We start from the raw sequence: 17,825 nt of genomic DNA, 5'->3' as shown, positions 1-17,825 counted from the left end.
CAACTTAGGTGAAGGGATCGGTAAATGGGGGAGGGGAGAAAGTCGACCTTTGTCTGTATCGATAATACGTTGTCTAAACGAAGAACATCATCGTTCTACACTAAAGAAAATCTAATATAACTAATACCTATCCCGTATATTTCCAGAAGGTCGTTCAAATTTCCTATCTAACCAATTGTTTACAATGGTTAAAATCATAAGTTACCCTGCATGCGCACAGTGAACGGTGCATAACTAAACTCACTTTACGCAGTAATGAAAGGAATCAACATGAGAGAATTAACCGTACAGCAATCTCAGCAAGTGTCTGGGGGCATTTTTGGATTAATTACCACGCCAATCGGTCTAGCGATGGGGTTCACGGTAGGGGCTTTGGTTGATGGCGTCTTCAAGGCTAATAATCTGAGGACCACTTTTGTCTGGGGTGGCTTAGAAATCGGTGCAGGCATTGGTGCAGCAGTGGGACTTGCGCCGTTAACGGCCATAGCAGGGATTAGTCTAGGCGTGCAAAATATCGTTGAGAATATAAAGAGCATTACTAGCCAGAAAGCGGCTCAAAAAAGCTAACAGATAGGATGAAAAGCAGAGATATGAGGTGATGATATTTGTGCTTTTCAACTTAGTGAAAACAGCCGTAATTCGACACTTTTCCCGCCTTAAATACCACTATTTTACCCTTTATCTTTATAAGGTTAATTGAGTGACTCGTCGTAAATGTTTCAGTAATGTTTTAATTTGGTTAATTATTAACGAAGAAGAGTCGGGCTTATTCTTTAATTTACGGGATTTTTTTCAGGATAATCGGCTGAATAACGCTTTTCTGAAAGAAATTTAAATAATTGTTCATCTTTTCGCAAGTTACAGATTGAAATCGCAGGTGCTCCCCGTATAATTTGCACGGCTTTTGCTGTTCACTCTTTAAGTGGCCACAGCAGCTTTTTAAGCACACGAAATACCATTCCGGGTCAAAGGGGAATTTTCACGTTATGTCACTAGCCTTTTACAGTATGCGATTGGCTAAGGCGGTACTGATTATCCAGCTTGGAACATTAGTTGTTCTGGGTCTTCTTTTTACCCTAAAAAGCACTCACGATGGAGTTTCTGCTCTAGCAGGAGGGATAGCGGCCTGGTTGCCAAATATCCTATTTACGTTTCTGGCCTGGCGCCTGCAAGGGCAATCACCAGCAAAAGGGCGTGTTGCCTGGAGCTTTGCATTCGGTGAAGCGATGAAGGTTGTTTTAACCATCATCATGCTTATTGTGGCGTTAGGTGTGTGTGGGGCTGCATTTTGGCCCCTTGCAATAAGCTGGTTGTCGGTGTGTGTAGTTCAAGTTATCGCACCGGTTGTAATTAACAAAAAAGGGTAAGAAGCATCATGTCCGCAGGAGAAATCTCAACCCCACAGGAATACATTGGTCACCATCTGACACATTTACAGATTGACCTTCGTACTTTCCAGTTGGTGAATGCGCACGACGCTCCGGCAACATTCTGGATACTGAATCTGGACTCTATGTTCTTTTCTGTTGTCCTGGGACTGATCTTTCTGGTGCTGTTCCGCAAAGTTGCTAAAAACGTAACGAGCGGTGTGCCAGGTAAGCTTCAGGCGGCAATTGAGCTTGTTGTAGGTTTTGTCGATGCCAACGTACGTGATATGTACCATGGCAAAAGCAAACTGATCGCTCCATTGGCACTGACAATTTTCGTCTGGGTCTTCTTGATGAACTTCATGGATCTGCTACCCATTGATTTGCTGCCTTGGATAGGTGAGCATGCATTAGGTCTGCCAGCACTGCGTGTTGTCCCATCAGCTGACGTGAACGTAACATTGTCTATGGCACTGGGCGTATTTATTTTGATTCTGTTCTACAGCATCAAAATGAAAGGGGTAGGCGGGTTCACTAAAGAACTTACTTTACAACCTTTCAATCATCCGATCTTCATCCCTATCAACCTGATTCTTGAAGGTGTTAGCTTACTGTCGAAACCTGTTTCACTGGGTCTGCGTCTGTTCGGTAACATGTATGCGGGTGAGTTGATCTTTATCCTGATTGCAGGTCTGTTACCGTGGTGGTCACAGTGGGTTCTGAATGTGCCATGGGCCATTTTCCACATCTTGATTATTTCGTTACAGGCTTTCATTTTCATGGTCCTCACGATCGTCTATCTGTCGATGGCATCTGAAGAGCATTGATTTTTACACCAACATTATTGATTTGATTGAAACAAACTGGAGACTGTCATGGAAAACGTGAATATGGATCTGCTGTACATGGCTGCCGCTGTGATGATGGGTCTGGCGGCTATCGGTGCTGCGATCGGTATCGGCATCCTTGGAGGAAAATTCTTGGAAGGCGCTGCTCGTCAGCCTGATCTGATTCCTCTGCTGCGTACTCAATTCTTTGTTGTTATGGGTCTGGTGGATGCAATTCCTATGATCGCTGTAGGTCTGGGTCTCTATGTGATGTTTGCCGTCGCCTAGTAACGTTGTTGGCGAGCGTTAAGCAAGCTGACAAACGAAAGAACAGAGTCTGCCGCTTGTTATAATGATAAGCGGCAGAGCAAGTTAACTTATTGAGAGGCATTGTGCTGTGAATATTAATGCAACAATCCTCGGCCAGGCCATCGCATTTATCCTGTTCGTCGCCTTTTGTATGAAGTACGTATGGCCGCCAATTATGGCTGCTATCGACAAACGTCAGAAAGAAGTTGCTGATAGTTTATCTTCTGCAGAACAAGCAAAGAAAGACTTGGATATCGCGCAAGCTAATGCGACCGACCAGCTGAAAAAAGCCAAAGAAGATGCTCAGGTTATTATTGAGCAGGCGAACAAACGTCGTACACAGATTCTTGAAGATGCGAAAGCTGAAGCAGATGCTGAACGTACTATGATCGTCGCACAAGCGCAGGCAGAAATTGATGCTGAGCGTAAACGTGCCCGTGAAGAGCTACGTAAGCAAGTTGCGTTACTGGCTGTCGCAGGAGCTGAGAAAATCATCGAGCGTTCCGTGGATGAAGCTGCTAACAGCGACATCGTTGATAAACTGGTCGCTGAACTGTAAGGAGGGAGGGGCTGATGTCTGAACTTATTACTGTAGCTCGCCCCTACGCCAAAGCAGCTTTTGACTTTGCTGTTGAGCACCAAGCTATTGATCGCTGGCAGAGCATGCTAGCATTTGCCGCAGAAGTGGTTCGCACTCCGCAGCTTGCTGATTTACTTTCAGGCGCTATCGCCTCTGAAAAAGCAGCTGCCACGGTGAACGCTGTGTGCGGTGATCAACTTGATGCCCATGGTCAGAACCTGGTTAAGGTAATGGCTACAAATGGTCGTTTGACCGCGCTTCCTGCTGTTCTGGAAAGCTTTATTCAATTACGTGACGCGTATGAAGCAACGGCGGAAGTCGACGTTATCTCTGCAAGCGCATTGAATGAGGCGCAACTGGCTAAAATCAGTGCCGCGATGGAAAAACGTTTATCACGCAAAGTTAAGCTGAATTGCAAAATCGATAAGTCTGTAATGGCAGGCGTCATCATCCGTGCGGGTGATACGGTCATCGACGGAAGTATCCGTGGCCGTCTAGATCGTCTAGCAGACGTCTTGCAGTCTTAAGGGGACTGGAGCATATGCAACTGAATTCCACCGAAATCAGCGAACTGATCAAGCAGCGTATTGCTCAGTTCGATGTCGTGAGCGAAGCTCACAATGAAGGTACTATTGTTTCTGTAAGTGACGGGATCATCCGTGTTCATGGCATCAATGATGTTATGCAGGGTGAGATGATTGCCCTACCCGGCAACCGTTACGCTATCGCACTGAACTTAGAGCGCGACTCTGTTGGTGCAGTAGTGATGGGTCCTTACGCTGATCTTGCCGAAGGCATGAAAGTGAAGTGTACTGGCCGTATTTTAGAAGTTCCTGTTGGACGTGGCCTGTTAGGCCGTGTTGTTAACACTCTTGGCGCACCTATCGATGGTAAAGGACCTGTTGAAAACGACGGTTTCTCTCCAGTAGAAATGATTGCTCCAGGTGTTATCGACCGTCAATCTGTTGATGAGCCTGTACAAACAGGTTACAAAGCAGTTGATGCGATGATTCCAATCGGCCGTGGCCAGCGTGAGCTGATCATCGGTGACCGTCAGACCGGTAAAACCGCGATGGCGATCGATGCAATCATCAACCAACGCGATTCAGGCATCAAATGTGTTTACGTTGCTATCGGTCAGAAAGCTTCAACAATTTCGAACGTTGTTCGTAAATTAGAAGAGCACGGTGCGCTGTCTAACACTATCGTTGTTGTTGCTTCAGCATCTGAATCTGCTGCACTGCAATATCTTGCGCCTTACGCAGGATGTGCAATGGGTGAATACTTCCGTGACCGTGGTGAAGACGCGCTGATCGTTTATGATGATCTGTCTAAGCAAGCTGTTGCTTACCGTCAAATTTCACTGCTGCTACGTCGTCCACCAGGACGTGAAGCATTCCCTGGTGATGTTTTCTATCTCCACTCTCGTCTGCTAGAGCGTGCTTCACGTGTTAGCGCTGAGTATGTTGAAAACTTCACTAAAGGTGCAGTGAAAGGTAAGACCGGTTCATTAACCGCGCTGCCAATCATCGAAACTCAAGCGGGTGACGTTTCTGCGTTCGTTCCGACTAACGTAATCTCTATTACCGATGGTCAGATCTTCTTAGAATCGAACCTATTTAACTCCGGTATCCGTCCTGCCGTTAACCCAGGGATCTCTGTATCTCGTGTGGGTGGTGCAGCGCAGACCAAAATCATCAAGAAGCTGTCTGGTGGTATTCGTACCGCATTAGCACAGTACCGTGAATTGGCAGCATTCTCCCAATTCGCATCAGATCTTGATGAAGCGACTCGTAAGCAATTAGATCACGGTCAGAAAGTGACTGAGTTGCTGAAGCAAAAGCAATACGAGCCAATGTCTGTTTCTCAACAGGGTCTGGTTCTGTTTGCTGCTGAGCGTGGCTTCCTGGGCGATGTAGAACTGTCTAAGATCGGCAGCTTTGAATCGGCTCTGTTAGCTTATGCTGCTCGCGAGCACGCGGAACTGATGCAGGAAATCAACCAATCTGGTAATTACAACGGCGAAATCGAAGAGAAGTTCAAAGCTCTCCTCGAAACGTTCAAGAAAACCCAGTCCTGGTAATGTCTTGCGGCTTGCTGAGTAAGCAGGCCGCCTGACTTTGAGGAGAAGCTCATGGCCGGCGCAAAAGAGATACGTAGTAAGATTGGAAGCGTAAAAAATACGCAGAAAATCACCAAAGCGATGGAAATGGTAGCCGCCTCCAAAATGCGTAAATCGCAGGAACGCATGGCAGCCAGCCGTCCGTATGCAGAAACTATTCGCAAAGTGATCGGTCACTTAGCGTTAGGAAATCTGGAATACAAGCACCCTTACCTGGATGAGCGTGACGTTAAGCGCGTCGGCTATTTGGTCGTTTCTACCGACCGCGGGCTTTGTGGTGGTTTGAACACTAACTTGTTCAAAAAATTAATGACAGAGATGAAAGCTTGGTCTGATAAAGGTGTTCAGAGTGATCTGGCCATTATCGGGTCGAAAGGGCTCTCATTTTTTAAAGCTGTTGGCGGTAACGTTGTTGCTCAAGCAAGTGGCTTAGGCGATAAACCTGCACTGGCTGATATCATCGGTCCAGTCCAAGTCATGTTACAAGCCTTCGATGAAGGTCGTATCGACAAGCTTTATGTCGTTAGCAATAAATTTAACAACACGATGTCCCAGACCCCAACCGTTACCCAGATGCTGCCGTTACCGCCAGCTGAAGGCGAAGCAGAGTTGAAGACGAAAACTTGGGACTACCTGTACGAACCCGATCCGAAAGCGTTGCTGGATACTTTGCTGCGCCGTTATGTCGAATCTCAGGTTTATCAGGGTGTTGTGGAAAACCTGGCCAGCGAGCAGGCCGCACGTATGGTGGCGATGAAAGCTGCAACCGACAACGGCGGAAACCTGATCAAAGAGCTCCAGTTGGTTTACAACAAAGCTCGTCAGGCCAGCATCACCCAGGAACTTACCGAGATCGTCTCGGGGGCCTCCGCGGTTTAACCAGGTAACGAATTAGGTAGAGGATTCAAGATGGCAACTGGAAAGATTGTCCAGATTATCGGCGCGGTCGTTGACGTCGAATTCCCTCAAGATGCAGTACCACAGGTGTACAATGCTCTTGAGGTTCAAAACGGCGACGCTCGCTTAGTGCTGGAAGTTCAACAGCAATTAGGTGGCGGTGTTGTTCGTACGATTGCAATGGGTACTTCTGATGGCTTGAAGCGTGGTCTTCAAGTGACTGACTTGGCTAAACCTATTCAGGTTCCAGTCGGTAAAGCAACCCTTGGACGTATCATGAACGTTCTGGGCGAACCGATCGATATGAAAGGTGACCTAGCGAACGAAGACGGTAGCACTGTGGAAGTTAACCCTATCCACCGCGCTGCACCAAGCTACGAAGAGCTAGCGAACTCCACTGAGCTTCTGGAAACAGGTATCAAGGTAATTGACTTGATCTGTCCTTTTGCAAAAGGCGGTAAAGTTGGTCTGTTCGGTGGTGCGGGTGTAGGTAAAACCGTAAACATGATGGAACTGATCCGTAACATCGCGATCGAGCACTCAGGTTACTCAGTGTTTGCCGGTGTCGGTGAGCGTACTCGTGAAGGTAACGACTTCTATCACGAAATGACTGATTCAAACGTTATCGATAAAGTAGCGTTAGTATACGGTCAGATGAATGAGCCGCCAGGAAACCGTCTGCGCGTTGCGTTGACCGGTCTGACTATGGCTGAGAAATTCCGTGACGAAGGTCGTGACGTACTGTTGTTCGTTGACAACATCTACCGTTACACCCTAGCCGGTACCGAAGTATCAGCACTGTTAGGTCGTATGCCTTCAGCAGTAGGTTACCAACCCACCTTGGCAGAAGAGATGGGTGTTCTTCAAGAACGTATCACTTCTACTAAAGCGGGTTCAATCACCTCTGTTCAAGCGGTCTACGTTCCTGCGGATGACTTGACTGACCCATCACCAGCGACCACCTTTGCTCACTTAGATTCAACAGTGACACTGAGCCGTCAAATTGCTTCTCTGGGTATCTACCCAGCGGTTGACCCACTGGATTCTACCAGTCGTCAGCTGGATCCATTAATCGTGGGTCAAGATCACTATGACACGGCACGTGGCGTTCAGTCATTACTGCAACGTTACCAAGAATTGAAAGACATCATCGCTATCCTTGGGATGGACGAACTGTCTGAAGACGACAAGCTACTGGTTTCCCGTGCTCGTAAAATTCAGCGCTTCCTGTCTCAGCCGTTCTTCGTTGCAGAAGTCTTTACTGGCGCACCAGGTAAGTATGTTTCTCTGAAAGATACTATCCGTGGCTTTAAAGGCATCATGGAAGGTGAATTCGATCACCTGCCAGAGCAGGCATTCTACATGGTTGGTGCCATCGAAGAAGCCGTTGAGCGTGCGAAGAAACTGTAATAACAGTTTCCAGGAGAATAATTATGGCTAAAAGTTTTCACCTGACTGTTGTCAGCGCAGAGAAAGAGATGTTCTCTGGCGTTGTTCAACATATCCAGGTGTCAGGTAGCGAAGGTGAGCTAGGGATTTTCCATGGCCACACCCCGTTACTGACCGCCATTAAGCCTGGTTTGGTTCGTATCGTTAAACAAGATAATAGCGAAGAGGTTATTTACCTCTCTGGCGGTATCTTGGAAGTTCAGCCTAACGACGTTAATGTAATGGCGGATACCGCTATTCGTGGCGAAGAGTTAGATGAAGCGCAGGCGCTTGAAGCGAAGCGTCAAGCTGAAGAGTCAATTAGCAAAAACAACACTGATGTTGATTATGCCTTGGCTTCTGCGGAACTGGCGAAAGCGATTGCCAAGCTGCGGGTCATTGAACTGACCAAAAAAGCGATGTAATCAGGCCTAGTGCTCTGAATCATGCCAGCCCTTACCGGCTGGCATTTTTTTTAGCTTTTTTTCTTAACAATATCTGATTTTAGTAAGAGAAATATGGTGTATCCTGTGTCGTAAAGTGATTATCTTTTCGAGCGAATCAAACGAATTAGGATCTGTATGTCTAGTAAAGCGATGAGTGTGGTGATCCTTGCAGCAGGCAAGGGTACAAGGATGTATTCAGACCTTCCAAAAGTGTTACACCACTTGGCAGGTAAACCGATGGTGCAGCACGTCATTGATACAGCGAAAGTCCTTGAAGCGAAAACGATCCATCTTGTTTATGGCCATGGTGGCGAATTATTGAAAAGCCATTTAGCCGATCCCGACTTGCATTGGGTATACCAAGCCGAGCAGCTTGGTACCGGCCATGCAATGCAACAAGCCGCCCCCGCATTCAGTGATGATGAAGATATTTTGATGCTTTACGGCGACGTACCGCTTATCGCGTCTGATACCTTACGCCGTTTGCAAGCATCAAAACCTCAAGGCGGCATCGCCTTACTGACGGTGATTACCGATAATCCAACCGGTTATGGCCGTATTCTTCGTGACCACGACACGATAACGGGGATTGTTGAGCAGAAAGATGCCTCAGCTGAACAGCTCACCATTAATGAAGTCAACACCGGGATTTTATTAGCCAACGGCGGAGATCTAAAGCGTTGGTTGAGTCAGCTGACAAATAACAATGCTCAGGGTGAATATTACATTACCGATATTATTGAGCTTGCTCACCGCGAAGGACGAGTAATCTGTGCGGTTCACCCGACCAAGCAAAGTGAAACCGAAGGGGTGAATAACCGCTTACAGCTCTCACAATTAGAACGTATCTATCAACATGACCGCGCAGAGCAGTTACTCTTAGCGGGTGTCATGTTACGGGATGCCTCTCGGTTCGATCTTCGCGGTAACTTAACCCAAGGTCGTGATGTCGAGATTGACTGTAATGTCATCATCGAAGGTGACGTGGTGCTGGGAAATAACGTTAAAATTGGCGCGGGCTGTATTCTTCGTAATAGCGTGATTGGCGATAACACAGAAGTTAGCCCTTATAGCGTGATCGATGGTGCTCAGCTTGGAACCGCTTGTACCGTTGGCCCGTTTGCACGGTTACGCCCAGGGGCTGAGCTTGCTGAAGAGGTTCATGTCGGCAACTTCGTCGAAGTAAAAAAATCGCAATTAGGTAAAGGGACGAAAGCTGGCCATTTAAGCTACCTCGGCGATGCAACCATTGGCAGTGATGTCAATATTGGCGCAGGAACCATTACCTGTAATTACGATGGTAAATATAAGTACCAAACGGTGATTGGTGATCATGTCTTTGTGGGGTCAGATACTCAGTTTATTGCACCGGTTACGGTCGGTGACGGCGTGACTATTGCTGCAGGTACCACGGTGATGCGTGATATTGCCTCAGCATCGTTGGCCTACAATCCCAAAGAGCAGTTAAGCAAAGCCGGTTGGCAGCCCTCAAGAAAGAAAAGTAACTCGTGAAAACGGCTTACATTCAAACAGTTTAGGATAATGTTATGTGTGGAATAGTGGGTGCGGTAGCACAACGTGATATTGCTGAAATTTTATTAGAAGGACTACGCCGTTTGGAGTATCGCGGTTACGACTCTTCTGGCTTAGCAGTGGCTGACCAACAGGGTCATTTAACGCGCGTTCGTCGTTTAGGTAAGGTGCAGGCGCTGGTGGATGCTGTTGAGCAGCAGCCGGTCACTGGAGGCACAGGGATTGCCCATACACGTTGGGCCACGCATGGTGTTCCTTCCGAAGTGAATGCTCACCCACATGTATCTCACAACATTGTACTGGTGCATAACGGTATCATTGAGAACCACGATGAGTTACGCCCAGCACTGTTGGCCGATGGCTACGTTTTTACCTCACAAACCGATACTGAAGTGGTTGCTCACTTAATCCACCAGCAGCAAAAAATGCACGGTGGTAGCTTACGTGAAGTGGTACAACGCGTAATCAAACTACTACGCGGTGCCTACGGTATGGTCATCATGGATAGTAATGATCCTTCGGTGTTGGTGGCTGCACGTTCAGGTAGCCCACTGGTGATTGGTTTGGGAGTTGGTGAGAATTTTGTCGCCTCTGACCAGCTGGCGTTATTACCCGTGACCCGTCGTTTTATCTTTTTAGAGGAAGGTGATGTCGCTGAAGTAACGCGTCGCACCGTGACCTTATTCCAACGTGATGAAACGCCTGTGACTCGCGCAGTCATTGAGTCTTCTGCACAATATGATGCGGGTGATAAAGGCCTTTACCGTCATTACATGCAAAAAGAGATCTATGAGCAGCCTATTGCGATCAAAAATACCCTGCAGGGGCGTTTTCATGATGGACAAATCGACCTCAGCGAATTAGGTGAATCCGGTCTTGCACTACTTGCTCGGGCAAAACATATTCAAATTGTCGCCTGTGGAACCTCTTACAACTCGGGCTTAGTCTCCCGTTACTGGTTTGAGGCGATTGCCGGTGTTCCGTGTGATGTCGAGATAGCCTCAGAATTCCGCTACCGTAAATCGGTAGTGCGTCCAGATAGCCTACTGATTACCCTCTCGCAGTCTGGCGAAACGGCTGATACTCTCGCGGCGCTACGCTTATCCAAAGAGATCGGTTATTTAGGCGCCTTGACGATTTGTAACGTTAATGGCTCCTCTCTGGTACGCGAATCGGATATGGCTTTAATGACCAAGGCGGGTACTGAGATCGGCGTCGCCTCGACCAAAGCTTTCACGACTCAATTAACCGTGTTATTGATGCTGGTGGCACAGATGGCTCGCCTAAATGGTAAGCCTGAAGCGGTGGAACACGAGATCATTCATGCGCTACAAGCTTTACCGGGGCGTATTGAACAGATTTTATCGCAAGATAAGAATATTGAGAGCCTCGCAGAAGATTTTTCTGATAAGCATCATGCCTTGTTCTTAGGTCGTGGCGATCAGTACCCTATCGCCATGGAAGGGGCGTTAAAGCTTAAAGAGATCTCCTATATTCATGCCGAAGCTTATGCGGCGGGCGAGCTAAAACATGGGCCGTTGGCGCTAGTCGATGCCGATATGCCAGTCATCATTGTTGCGCCGAATAACGAACTACTGGAAAAGCTAAAGTCCAATATTGAAGAAGTACGCGCTCGCGGCGGTTTACTCTATGTCTTCGCCGACCAAGATGCCGGCTTTAGCGATAGCCCGAATATGAAAATTATTCCACTATCCCATGTCGAAGAGGTGCTTGCGCCGATTATCTATACCATCCCACTGCAGCTGCTTTCTTATTATATTGCGCTGATTAAAGGGACCGATGTCGATCAACCTCGTAACTTAGCGAAGTCGGTGACGGTGGAGTAAGGTACGGCGAATAGAAGCGTGTCAAAGAGAAAAAACCCAGCGCAGTATGCTGGGTTTTTTTATGAAGCTTGTTTTCTCAATGGGACTTTTTGTAAAAGCTCTTTGTAGGTTTCTAGTGCGTACTCAGCAATAGCGAGCGGCTTTACATCCTTTAGCGTGGACTCGGCTCTGCATTTTTAATCGATGTATTACCTTATTAATCAAGCCTCTTTCTCTCTCGTTATCTAGTTCCATCAAATTTTCACAGTATCAATCAGCTCAAGTTTCATTAGATAATTTTTGTGAACGGGTAGAGTACCTGTAAAAATTTAACCTATATGTTGAATATCTTCTTCGGGTGCATAATACGACTCATAACCCTTTTACTTAGGATTTATAAGTATACAGTAGTGCGAGAAACTTAGACAATCTAAGCAAAAGAGCATAAAAAGATGAAAAAGTTTTGTACAATAATCCTCTACCAGAAAGACTAAAAAAAGCCCGAAAAAAATCAGGATTATCCCAGAAGAAACTTGGGATAAGAGCGGGTATGGATGAAGGTTCAGCAAGTGGTCGAATGAATCACTATGAAAAAGGTCGACATCTTCCTGATGTGGAGATGCTTAGGAAATTAGCAACAGAACTTAGCGTGCCTGTGAGTTATTTTTTCTGTGAAGATGAGTTGAGCGCAGAATTGGTTTGTCTGTTTGAAAGGCTTGATGAAGAAGAAAAATTAAGGTTGGTGAGCCAATTAAAGGAAAAATAACAGTAATACATTATACAATGATAAAAAAACTGACGGAACTATTTGTATGGTTAGTTTGTATCTAGACCAAATTTTTTGCATTAATTTTGATAAAAAGATTCAACGAATAGTTAATTGATTTAAATTCATAAATTAAATGAGCAAGGAGGTGCCTGATGGCATCTGAAGCAGATACTAGGGCGAACTATATCGACCCAGCTTTACGTGCCGCCCACTGGCTTCCTAGCCATATTATTCGGGAACACTACTTTACCGATGGTCGTAAGCTAGCTGGCGGTGTCCGTGGTCATCGTTGTTTCGTCGACTATTTGCTTCACAAAGATAATCGTTACCTTGCTGTAGTTGAAGCGAAGAAAGAATCAGAGCATCCAACCAAAGGTCTTCAGCAAGCCATAGACTATGCCAAAAAGCTACTTGTTCGCTTTGTATATTCAAGTAACGGTAAACAAACCTATGAGTTCGATTTAGAAACGGGTAAAGGCGACTACATCGAATTTTACCCAACACCACAAGAGCTAGAAAACCGCTACGCGGGTGTTAATTCGAATCTAGGCCAGCAGTTTCGTAATATTCCTTTTCATTTAGAAGGCGCGACGCAGCCGCGTTATTACCAAGAATTAGCGGTACATGCTGCCACAGATGCTATTGGTAAAGGCAAACCACGAGTACTATTAACACTTGCTACCGGTACAGGTAAAACTTTTATTGCTTTCCAGATTGTTCATAAATTGTTCCAGTTTCGGTGGAACAAAGAGTCGCCAGGGACTCGTAGACCTCGAATCTTGTTTTTAGCGGATCGTAATATTTTGGCAGATCAAGCTATCAATACATTTAATCCTTACGAAAAAGATCTTATTAAAATTAATGGGGAGGAGGTTCGCAAGCGGAATGGAGTCGTGCCCACTAATGCACATATCTTTTTTGCTATCTACCAGGCCATTGCTGAAAGAGAAAACATTGAAGGCTATTACAAAGCGTATCCAAGTGATTTTTTTGACCTTGTAATGATCGATGAGTGTCACCGTGGCAGTGCCAATGAGACAGGCTCTTGGCGAGCTATACTCGACCATTTTGGCAGTGCGGTGCATGTTGGCCTAACAGCTACACCAAAACGTGAAGCTAACGTAGATACCTACAACTACTTTGGTACCCCCGCTTTTGAATACTCATTAAAAGATGGTATTAACGATGGTTTCTTAACGCCATATCGTGTCAAACGGATACGCACTAACTTAGACGAACTTGTACTAACTAAAGATGATCAAGTAGTCGAAGGTGAGTCTGGACAAGATGTCTATCAGGTAGAAGATTACGATAAGAAGATTATTGTTGATGAGCGTACTGAACTGGTCGCGAAAGTAATTTTGGATAATATCAATCCATTAGAAAAAACCATCATCTTCTGCGAAAACCAAAATCATGCACTGACCATGCGTGACATGATCAACAAATACAAAAAAGTGAACGATCCGCACTACTGTGTGCGCGTGACTAGTGATGAGGGTAAAGTCGGCCGCGAGCTACTGGAAAAGTTCCAAGATAACGACAAAGACATTCCAACCATAATTACCTCATCGCAAATGTTAACAACTGGGGTAGATGCCCGTAACGTGCGTAACGTAGTGCTGGATAGAACCGTCGGTTCAATGGTGGAGTTTAAACAAATTGTCGGTCGCGGAACCCGTGTTTTTGATGGCAAAGACTATTTCACCATCGTCGATTTTCGCGGTGCAACCAATAAGTTTTACGACAACGATTGGGATGGTGAACCTGAAGCGCCAGAGCCAGGTGGTACTGGTGAGCCAACTCCACCACCTTACACACCAGAACCACCCGGAGGAACAGATGGCTCAGAGCCTGAGCCGGGTGCAACAAGACCTCGGTTAAAAGTAAAACTAGGCAAACACCGTGAACTTAAAGTGACTGACGTTGAAACTCGTTATATCGATGAGTATGGTAAACCTCTCACAGTACAAGAATTTGTTGAGCGTCTAATCACCCAATTACCAGGGTTATTTAAATCGGTTGATGAATTGCGGCAGATATGGTCAGACCCAGACGAGCGCGAAACTTTGCTCGATAAACTTGTAAAAGCAGGTTTTGATAATGAGCAACTTGCCACACTACGACGTATGTTTGAAGCAGAAGAGTGCGATATCTTTGATCTACTGGCTTTTTTAGCTTTTGAACAGCCCATGTCAACTCGCAAAGCTCGTGCCGAACAAGTACGTACTAACAGTGCCTTCTTTGAACAATATCAGCAAGAAAAGGCTCAGCAGTTTTTGTACTTTGTGCTCAATCGTTATGAACAAACCGGCAGCACGGAGTTATCACGCGAGCGCTTGCCTGCTCTCATTGAGCTATCAGGATTGGGTACAATTAAAGACGCCTCAACAGCATTCGGTGGAAATCCAGCCTATTTGCTGGCGGCTTTTAAACAATTACAACAACAGCTTTATCATGTGAATTGAAATGGAACTTACATTAGCACCTAATCCGCTGTACGATCAGCCACAGACCTTACATATCAACAAAGTAGCGACCTTGATTGGTGAAAATGGTAGCGGTAAATCCAGTATCTTACATTCAATCTTTAGAAAGCAGGTTGCAGAACCTAGCGACATGCTTCAGCTGATCTGTGCGACTTCGGGACAAAATGAAAACTTCTCTTCCTTTTTTGAACAAAGACTAACTTCTTTACGAACAAGGAAAGATATAAGCGATATTGATTTTTCTAGCCTTTTCTTTACTCAGAAAGATGTTCGATTCCTTACATTTCTCGCCTACACATTCAAGAGGAACGGCTTAGTTTTTAATTTTGTTAACAAACACAAGGCATTCAAGGATCAAATTTCAGTCAAATTGAGACTGAAAATATCTGTTCCTGATACTTACATAAAGAATGTACAACAAGACCTGATAGCTGAAGCTAAAGACTATGAACACCAATCGATAAGAAAAAGACCTTTTAATCAGCGTCTTGACGCCTTTCTTGAAAAGATTGAAACACTTCCCGACCTTGATGCTCTACTAGAAACAGGTAAAGGCTTAAAATCAACCGAAGTAGAAGTAACTAATGAAAAATTTTTTGATATTTTTGATGGTTCTAGAATTGATGCCACAAAATTTCTAATCGAAGGCTCATACAACGAATATTTCTTTTCAGCTTCTGAAGTTTCGCTTTATCTATTTGATAATATTGAATTTTCATTACTCAGTGATGGTGAGTATCAGTTTCTATTCGTAGCATCACTAATTGATCTATTTGATGGCACTTCATCTCTTTTCATGTTTGATGAAGTTGACTCACACTTGCACTATAAAAACGTTGAGCTCCTTTGGAACATCCTAAGCAAAATTAAGGGTAAGGTAATAACCACAACTCATTTAGTTGACTCAATCGCTGAGAATGACTTCGAATCATTGTTTTTGGTTGAAAAAGGGCGGATAAAAAATGATCATAAATCTCAAAAGTTATTGGAAAGATTAAAAATTTTATCCAAAAGTAAAGTCGTTGAGTTAGAAATAGCCTCCAAATTAAACAACATTTGCTTGATTGATTATTATAATGATTGGAAAATTTTTGAGTTATTAGCTAAGCAGAAAGGGCTTGACTGGAAGCCTCTGTCCGCAATAAATCCTATAGCCAAATCATCTGGTTACAGTTCAGTGGCGGACAGCTTTGGTGCTTCCAAGATCAAGTGGCTACATGAGTTGAGAGACATGAAGGAATACCTCAGGGTATGCAAAGCTGAAGTGTACGGAAAAGATGAAGCTCTTCATCCACGTAAAATAACTAATGTGTTCATGATATGTGATCGAGACGAGCTGCCAGAAGCTAACATTCACTCACAAGGTGTCAAGGTTGTTGGAGTTGATTACCCTGATAAATTTGACTTAGGTTTGCCTTGTCCAGAGAAAATGAACTGCTATTTGCTGACTTGGAAACGCCGAGAAATCAAAAATTACTTGCTTTCACATACAGTACTGTCGCATTACAAAGTACTTGCTGCAATCAACAACCCTGATATTGCGCAGAGAAATCATTTACAACCAAACAACCCAGGTGACAACGACGATATCCGGCGATTGAATGCTAAAAAGGTCATCGACCCTCTGATCAATACCAAGAGTATAGGGCTCGATACTGACAAGCTCCAAGCCTATATCAACCTGATTCCGCCTACAGAAATCAGCGAAGACATCACCAACATGTACAATTTTATTATCGGAAAACTATAAGCCATGTCACTACAACAAAAGATTGACCGAATTACCGACATACTGCGACGTGACGATGGCATTAGTGGTGCTATGCACTACACCGAGCAAACCTCTTGGGTGTTGTTCTTAAAGTTTTTAGATGATTACGAGTCTGAAAAAGAAGACGAAGCGGTACTATCTGGTAAAGGCTATAAACCCGTACTGGATAAAACACATCGTTGGTCAAATTGGGCCTGCCCGAAAAACGCTGAGGGCAAGCTAGATATTAACAAAGTTCGCACGGGTGATGATTTAACTGATTATGTTAATAATGAGTTATTCCCTTACTTAAAAAGCTTTGCCAACGCCGCCGTTACGGGTTCAGACTTTAAATCCTTCGCCTATAAGATTGGTGCCATCTTCCAGTATTTAGACAACAAGGTGGCATCTGGTCATACCTTACGTGAAGTGTTGGATATTATCGATACACTGAATTTCCAGTCCAGTGATGAAATGTTTGAACTGTCTCTAGTCTATGAAGGTTTATTGCAAAATATGGGCGATGCCGGAGGTTATGCGGGCGAGTTTTATACGCCGCGCCCCGTGGTACGAGCCATGATTAAGGCCATTGACCCACAAGCTGGGCAAACCATTTACGATGCAGCGGCAGGCTCGTGCGGATTCTTAGTTGAAGCTTTCGACCACTTAAAAGCGAAAAAGAGTGCGCTTTCTACCGAGCAATGGGACTTTATCCAACGCGATACCTTCTTTGGTTTCGAAAAAACCTCGCTGGCTTACGTTATGGGCATGATGAACATGATTTTGCATGGCATCGAGTCACCCAACTTGTTCCGTGGTAATACGCTCACCCAAAACATCCGCGATATTCAGGAAAAAGACCGTTACGACATTATTCTGGCTAACCCGCCATTTGGTGGTAAAGAAAAATCACAAATTCAGCAAAACTTCCCTATCCAGAGTAATGCAACTGAATTACTGTTTTTACAACACTTTATGAAAACGCTAAAAAGTGGGGGCAAAGCGGCAATAGTAGTGCCGGAAGGTGTACTGTTCCAAACCAACAGCGCCTTTAAGCAGGTCAAAAAAGAGATACTAGAAAACCTTAACTTGCACACCATCTTAAGCCTGCCCGCAGGTGTGTTTTTGCCTTACTCTGGAGTAAAAACCAATGTGCTATTTTTTGAGCGCAGCGGCGGTACTAGCGATGTGTGGTATTACGAATGCGAACCAGAGCAAAAACTTACCAAAAATAAACCGATCACCGATGATCACCTAAAAGAGTTTGTTGAGCTGTATAGGAGCCGTAAAGCTACTGAACGTTCGTGGACGGTGTCGGCCAGTAAGCTGGCTGAAGATTATGATCTATCAGCCAAAAACCCTGCCAAACAGAAAGATGCCAAGCATTTAGCGCCACGCGATCTCCTCAAACATATCCGCATCAAAGAAAAGCTGGTATCTGCCTTGTTGGATGAAATTGAAGATCTATTGGCGGAGAAATAA

The 17,825-nt window shown here is 45.1% G+C and carries 16 protein-coding genes; all 16 read left to right on the top strand.

What is annotated here, in order from left to right; all coding sequences use genetic code 11:
- The first annotated feature begins 270 nt into the window (after positions 1 to 270).
- The 16 genes from HGT71_RS10240 to HGT71_RS10165 all read left to right on the top strand — a co-directional run bounded on the left by HGT71_RS10240 (position 271) and on the right by HGT71_RS10165 (position 17,825).
- Positions 271 to 567: a hypothetical protein gene (locus tag HGT71_RS10240; protein ID WP_214217670.1), complete on the top strand. Its 297-nt coding sequence runs from the start codon at positions 271 to 273 to the stop codon at positions 565 to 567.
- A gap of 419 nt (positions 568 to 986) precedes the next feature.
- Positions 987 to 1,367, top strand: coding sequence for a F0F1 ATP synthase subunit I (gene atpI / locus HGT71_RS10235; RefSeq protein WP_214217669.1), 381 nt, complete (start codon positions 987 to 989; stop codon positions 1,365 to 1,367).
- A gap of 8 nt (positions 1,368 to 1,375) precedes the next feature.
- A complete protein-coding gene (gene atpB, locus HGT71_RS10230; RefSeq protein WP_092676884.1) occupies positions 1,376 to 2,194 on the top strand; it encodes a F0F1 ATP synthase subunit A in 819 nt (272 codons plus the stop codon).
- Between the two features lie 48 nt (positions 2,195 to 2,242).
- A complete protein-coding gene (gene atpE, locus HGT71_RS10225) occupies positions 2,243 to 2,482 on the top strand; it encodes a F0F1 ATP synthase subunit C (protein WP_028684986.1) in 240 nt (79 codons plus the stop codon).
- A 109-nt stretch (positions 2,483 to 2,591) separates the two neighbouring features.
- The gene (gene atpF / locus HGT71_RS10220) at positions 2,592 to 3,062 is read left to right on the top strand and encodes a F0F1 ATP synthase subunit B (protein ID WP_099824393.1); all 471 of its coding nucleotides are present in this window, start codon (positions 2,592 to 2,594) and stop codon (positions 3,060 to 3,062) included.
- A gap of 14 nt (positions 3,063 to 3,076) precedes the next feature.
- Entirely contained in the window at positions 3,077 to 3,610 is a 534-nt protein-coding gene (gene atpH / locus HGT71_RS10215) for a F0F1 ATP synthase subunit delta (protein WP_048913083.1), read from the top strand.
- A 14-nt stretch (positions 3,611 to 3,624) separates the two neighbouring features.
- Complete coding sequence (gene atpA / locus HGT71_RS10210) at positions 3,625 to 5,166, top strand: F0F1 ATP synthase subunit alpha (RefSeq protein ID WP_099824395.1); 1,542 nt, start codon at positions 3,625 to 3,627, stop codon at positions 5,164 to 5,166.
- 51 nt (positions 5,167 to 5,217) lie between these two features.
- Positions 5,218 to 6,084, top strand: a complete 867-nt coding sequence (atpG, locus tag HGT71_RS10205) for a F0F1 ATP synthase subunit gamma (RefSeq protein ID WP_099824397.1) — start codon at positions 5,218 to 5,220, stop codon at positions 6,082 to 6,084.
- A 30-nt stretch (positions 6,085 to 6,114) separates the two neighbouring features.
- Positions 6,115 to 7,512, top strand: a complete 1,398-nt coding sequence (atpD, locus tag HGT71_RS10200; RefSeq protein ID WP_048913086.1) for a F0F1 ATP synthase subunit beta — start codon at positions 6,115 to 6,117, stop codon at positions 7,510 to 7,512.
- A 23-nt stretch (positions 7,513 to 7,535) separates the two neighbouring features.
- Complete coding sequence (locus tag HGT71_RS10195) at positions 7,536 to 7,955, top strand: F0F1 ATP synthase subunit epsilon (RefSeq protein WP_099824398.1); 420 nt, start codon at positions 7,536 to 7,538, stop codon at positions 7,953 to 7,955.
- Between the two features lie 156 nt (positions 7,956 to 8,111).
- Positions 8,112 to 9,488 (top strand): bifunctional UDP-N-acetylglucosamine diphosphorylase/glucosamine-1-phosphate N-acetyltransferase GlmU, encoded by a 1,377-nt coding sequence (gene glmU / locus HGT71_RS10190; RefSeq protein WP_214217668.1) that lies wholly within the window; start codon positions 8,112 to 8,114, stop codon positions 9,486 to 9,488.
- 35 nt (positions 9,489 to 9,523) lie between these two features.
- Complete coding sequence (gene glmS / locus HGT71_RS10185) at positions 9,524 to 11,356, top strand: glutamine--fructose-6-phosphate transaminase (isomerizing) (protein ID WP_214217667.1); 1,833 nt, start codon at positions 9,524 to 9,526, stop codon at positions 11,354 to 11,356.
- A 442-nt stretch (positions 11,357 to 11,798) separates the two neighbouring features.
- Entirely contained in the window at positions 11,799 to 12,101 is a 303-nt protein-coding gene (locus HGT71_RS10180) for a helix-turn-helix domain-containing protein (RefSeq protein ID WP_214217666.1), read from the top strand.
- Between the two features lie 155 nt (positions 12,102 to 12,256).
- A complete protein-coding gene (gene hsdR, locus HGT71_RS10175) occupies positions 12,257 to 14,572 on the top strand; it encodes an EcoAI/FtnUII family type I restriction enzme subunit R (protein ID WP_214217665.1) in 2,316 nt (771 codons plus the stop codon).
- Position 14,573: 1 nt separating this feature from the next.
- Positions 14,574 to 16,343, top strand: coding sequence for an ATP-binding protein (locus tag HGT71_RS10170; protein ID WP_214217664.1), 1,770 nt, complete (start codon positions 14,574 to 14,576; stop codon positions 16,341 to 16,343).
- A 3-nt stretch (positions 16,344 to 16,346) separates the two neighbouring features.
- The gene (locus tag HGT71_RS10165) at positions 16,347 to 17,825 is read left to right on the top strand and encodes a class I SAM-dependent DNA methyltransferase (RefSeq protein WP_214217663.1); all 1,479 of its coding nucleotides are present in this window, start codon (positions 16,347 to 16,349) and stop codon (positions 17,823 to 17,825) included.

The sequence above is a fragment of the Rosenbergiella epipactidis genome, assembly GCF_018494055.1.
GTDB classification, from domain to species: domain Bacteria; phylum Pseudomonadota; class Gammaproteobacteria; order Enterobacterales; family Enterobacteriaceae; genus Rosenbergiella; species Rosenbergiella epipactidis.
The sequence above is the reverse complement of the archived record's forward strand: the minus strand, read 5'-3'. Positions and strand labels throughout refer to the sequence as shown.

Excerpts from the sequence above, each read along its gene's own strand:
- atpI (WP_214217669.1), top strand. The coding sequence starts at position 987 with ATGTCACTAGCCTTTTACAGTATGCGATTGGCTAAGGCGGTACTGATT.
- atpD (WP_048913086.1), top strand. The coding sequence starts at position 6,115 with ATGGCAACTGGAAAGATTGTCCAGATTATCGGCGCGGTCGTTGACGTC.
- glmU (WP_214217668.1), top strand. The coding sequence starts at position 8,112 with ATGTCTAGTAAAGCGATGAGTGTGGTGATCCTTGCAGCAGGCAAGGGT.
- atpE (WP_028684986.1), top strand. The coding sequence starts at position 2,243 with ATGGAAAACGTGAATATGGATCTGCTGTACATGGCTGCCGCTGTGATG.
- HGT71_RS10240 (WP_214217670.1), top strand. The coding sequence starts at position 271 with ATGAGAGAATTAACCGTACAGCAATCTCAGCAAGTGTCTGGGGGCATT.
- glmS (WP_214217667.1), top strand. The coding sequence starts at position 9,524 with ATGTGTGGAATAGTGGGTGCGGTAGCACAACGTGATATTGCTGAAATT.
- HGT71_RS10170 (WP_214217664.1), top strand. The coding sequence starts at position 14,574 with ATGGAACTTACATTAGCACCTAATCCGCTGTACGATCAGCCACAGACC.
- hsdR (WP_214217665.1), top strand. The coding sequence starts at position 12,257 with ATGGCATCTGAAGCAGATACTAGGGCGAACTATATCGACCCAGCTTTA.
- atpA (WP_099824395.1), top strand. The coding sequence starts at position 3,625 with ATGCAACTGAATTCCACCGAAATCAGCGAACTGATCAAGCAGCGTATT.
- atpG (WP_099824397.1), top strand. The coding sequence starts at position 5,218 with ATGGCCGGCGCAAAAGAGATACGTAGTAAGATTGGAAGCGTAAAAAAT.
- HGT71_RS10195 (WP_099824398.1), top strand. The coding sequence starts at position 7,536 with ATGGCTAAAAGTTTTCACCTGACTGTTGTCAGCGCAGAGAAAGAGATG.
- HGT71_RS10165 (WP_214217663.1), top strand. The coding sequence starts at position 16,347 with ATGTCACTACAACAAAAGATTGACCGAATTACCGACATACTGCGACGT.
- atpB (WP_092676884.1), top strand. The coding sequence starts at position 1,376 with ATGTCCGCAGGAGAAATCTCAACCCCACAGGAATACATTGGTCACCAT.
- atpH (WP_048913083.1), top strand. The coding sequence starts at position 3,077 with ATGTCTGAACTTATTACTGTAGCTCGCCCCTACGCCAAAGCAGCTTTT.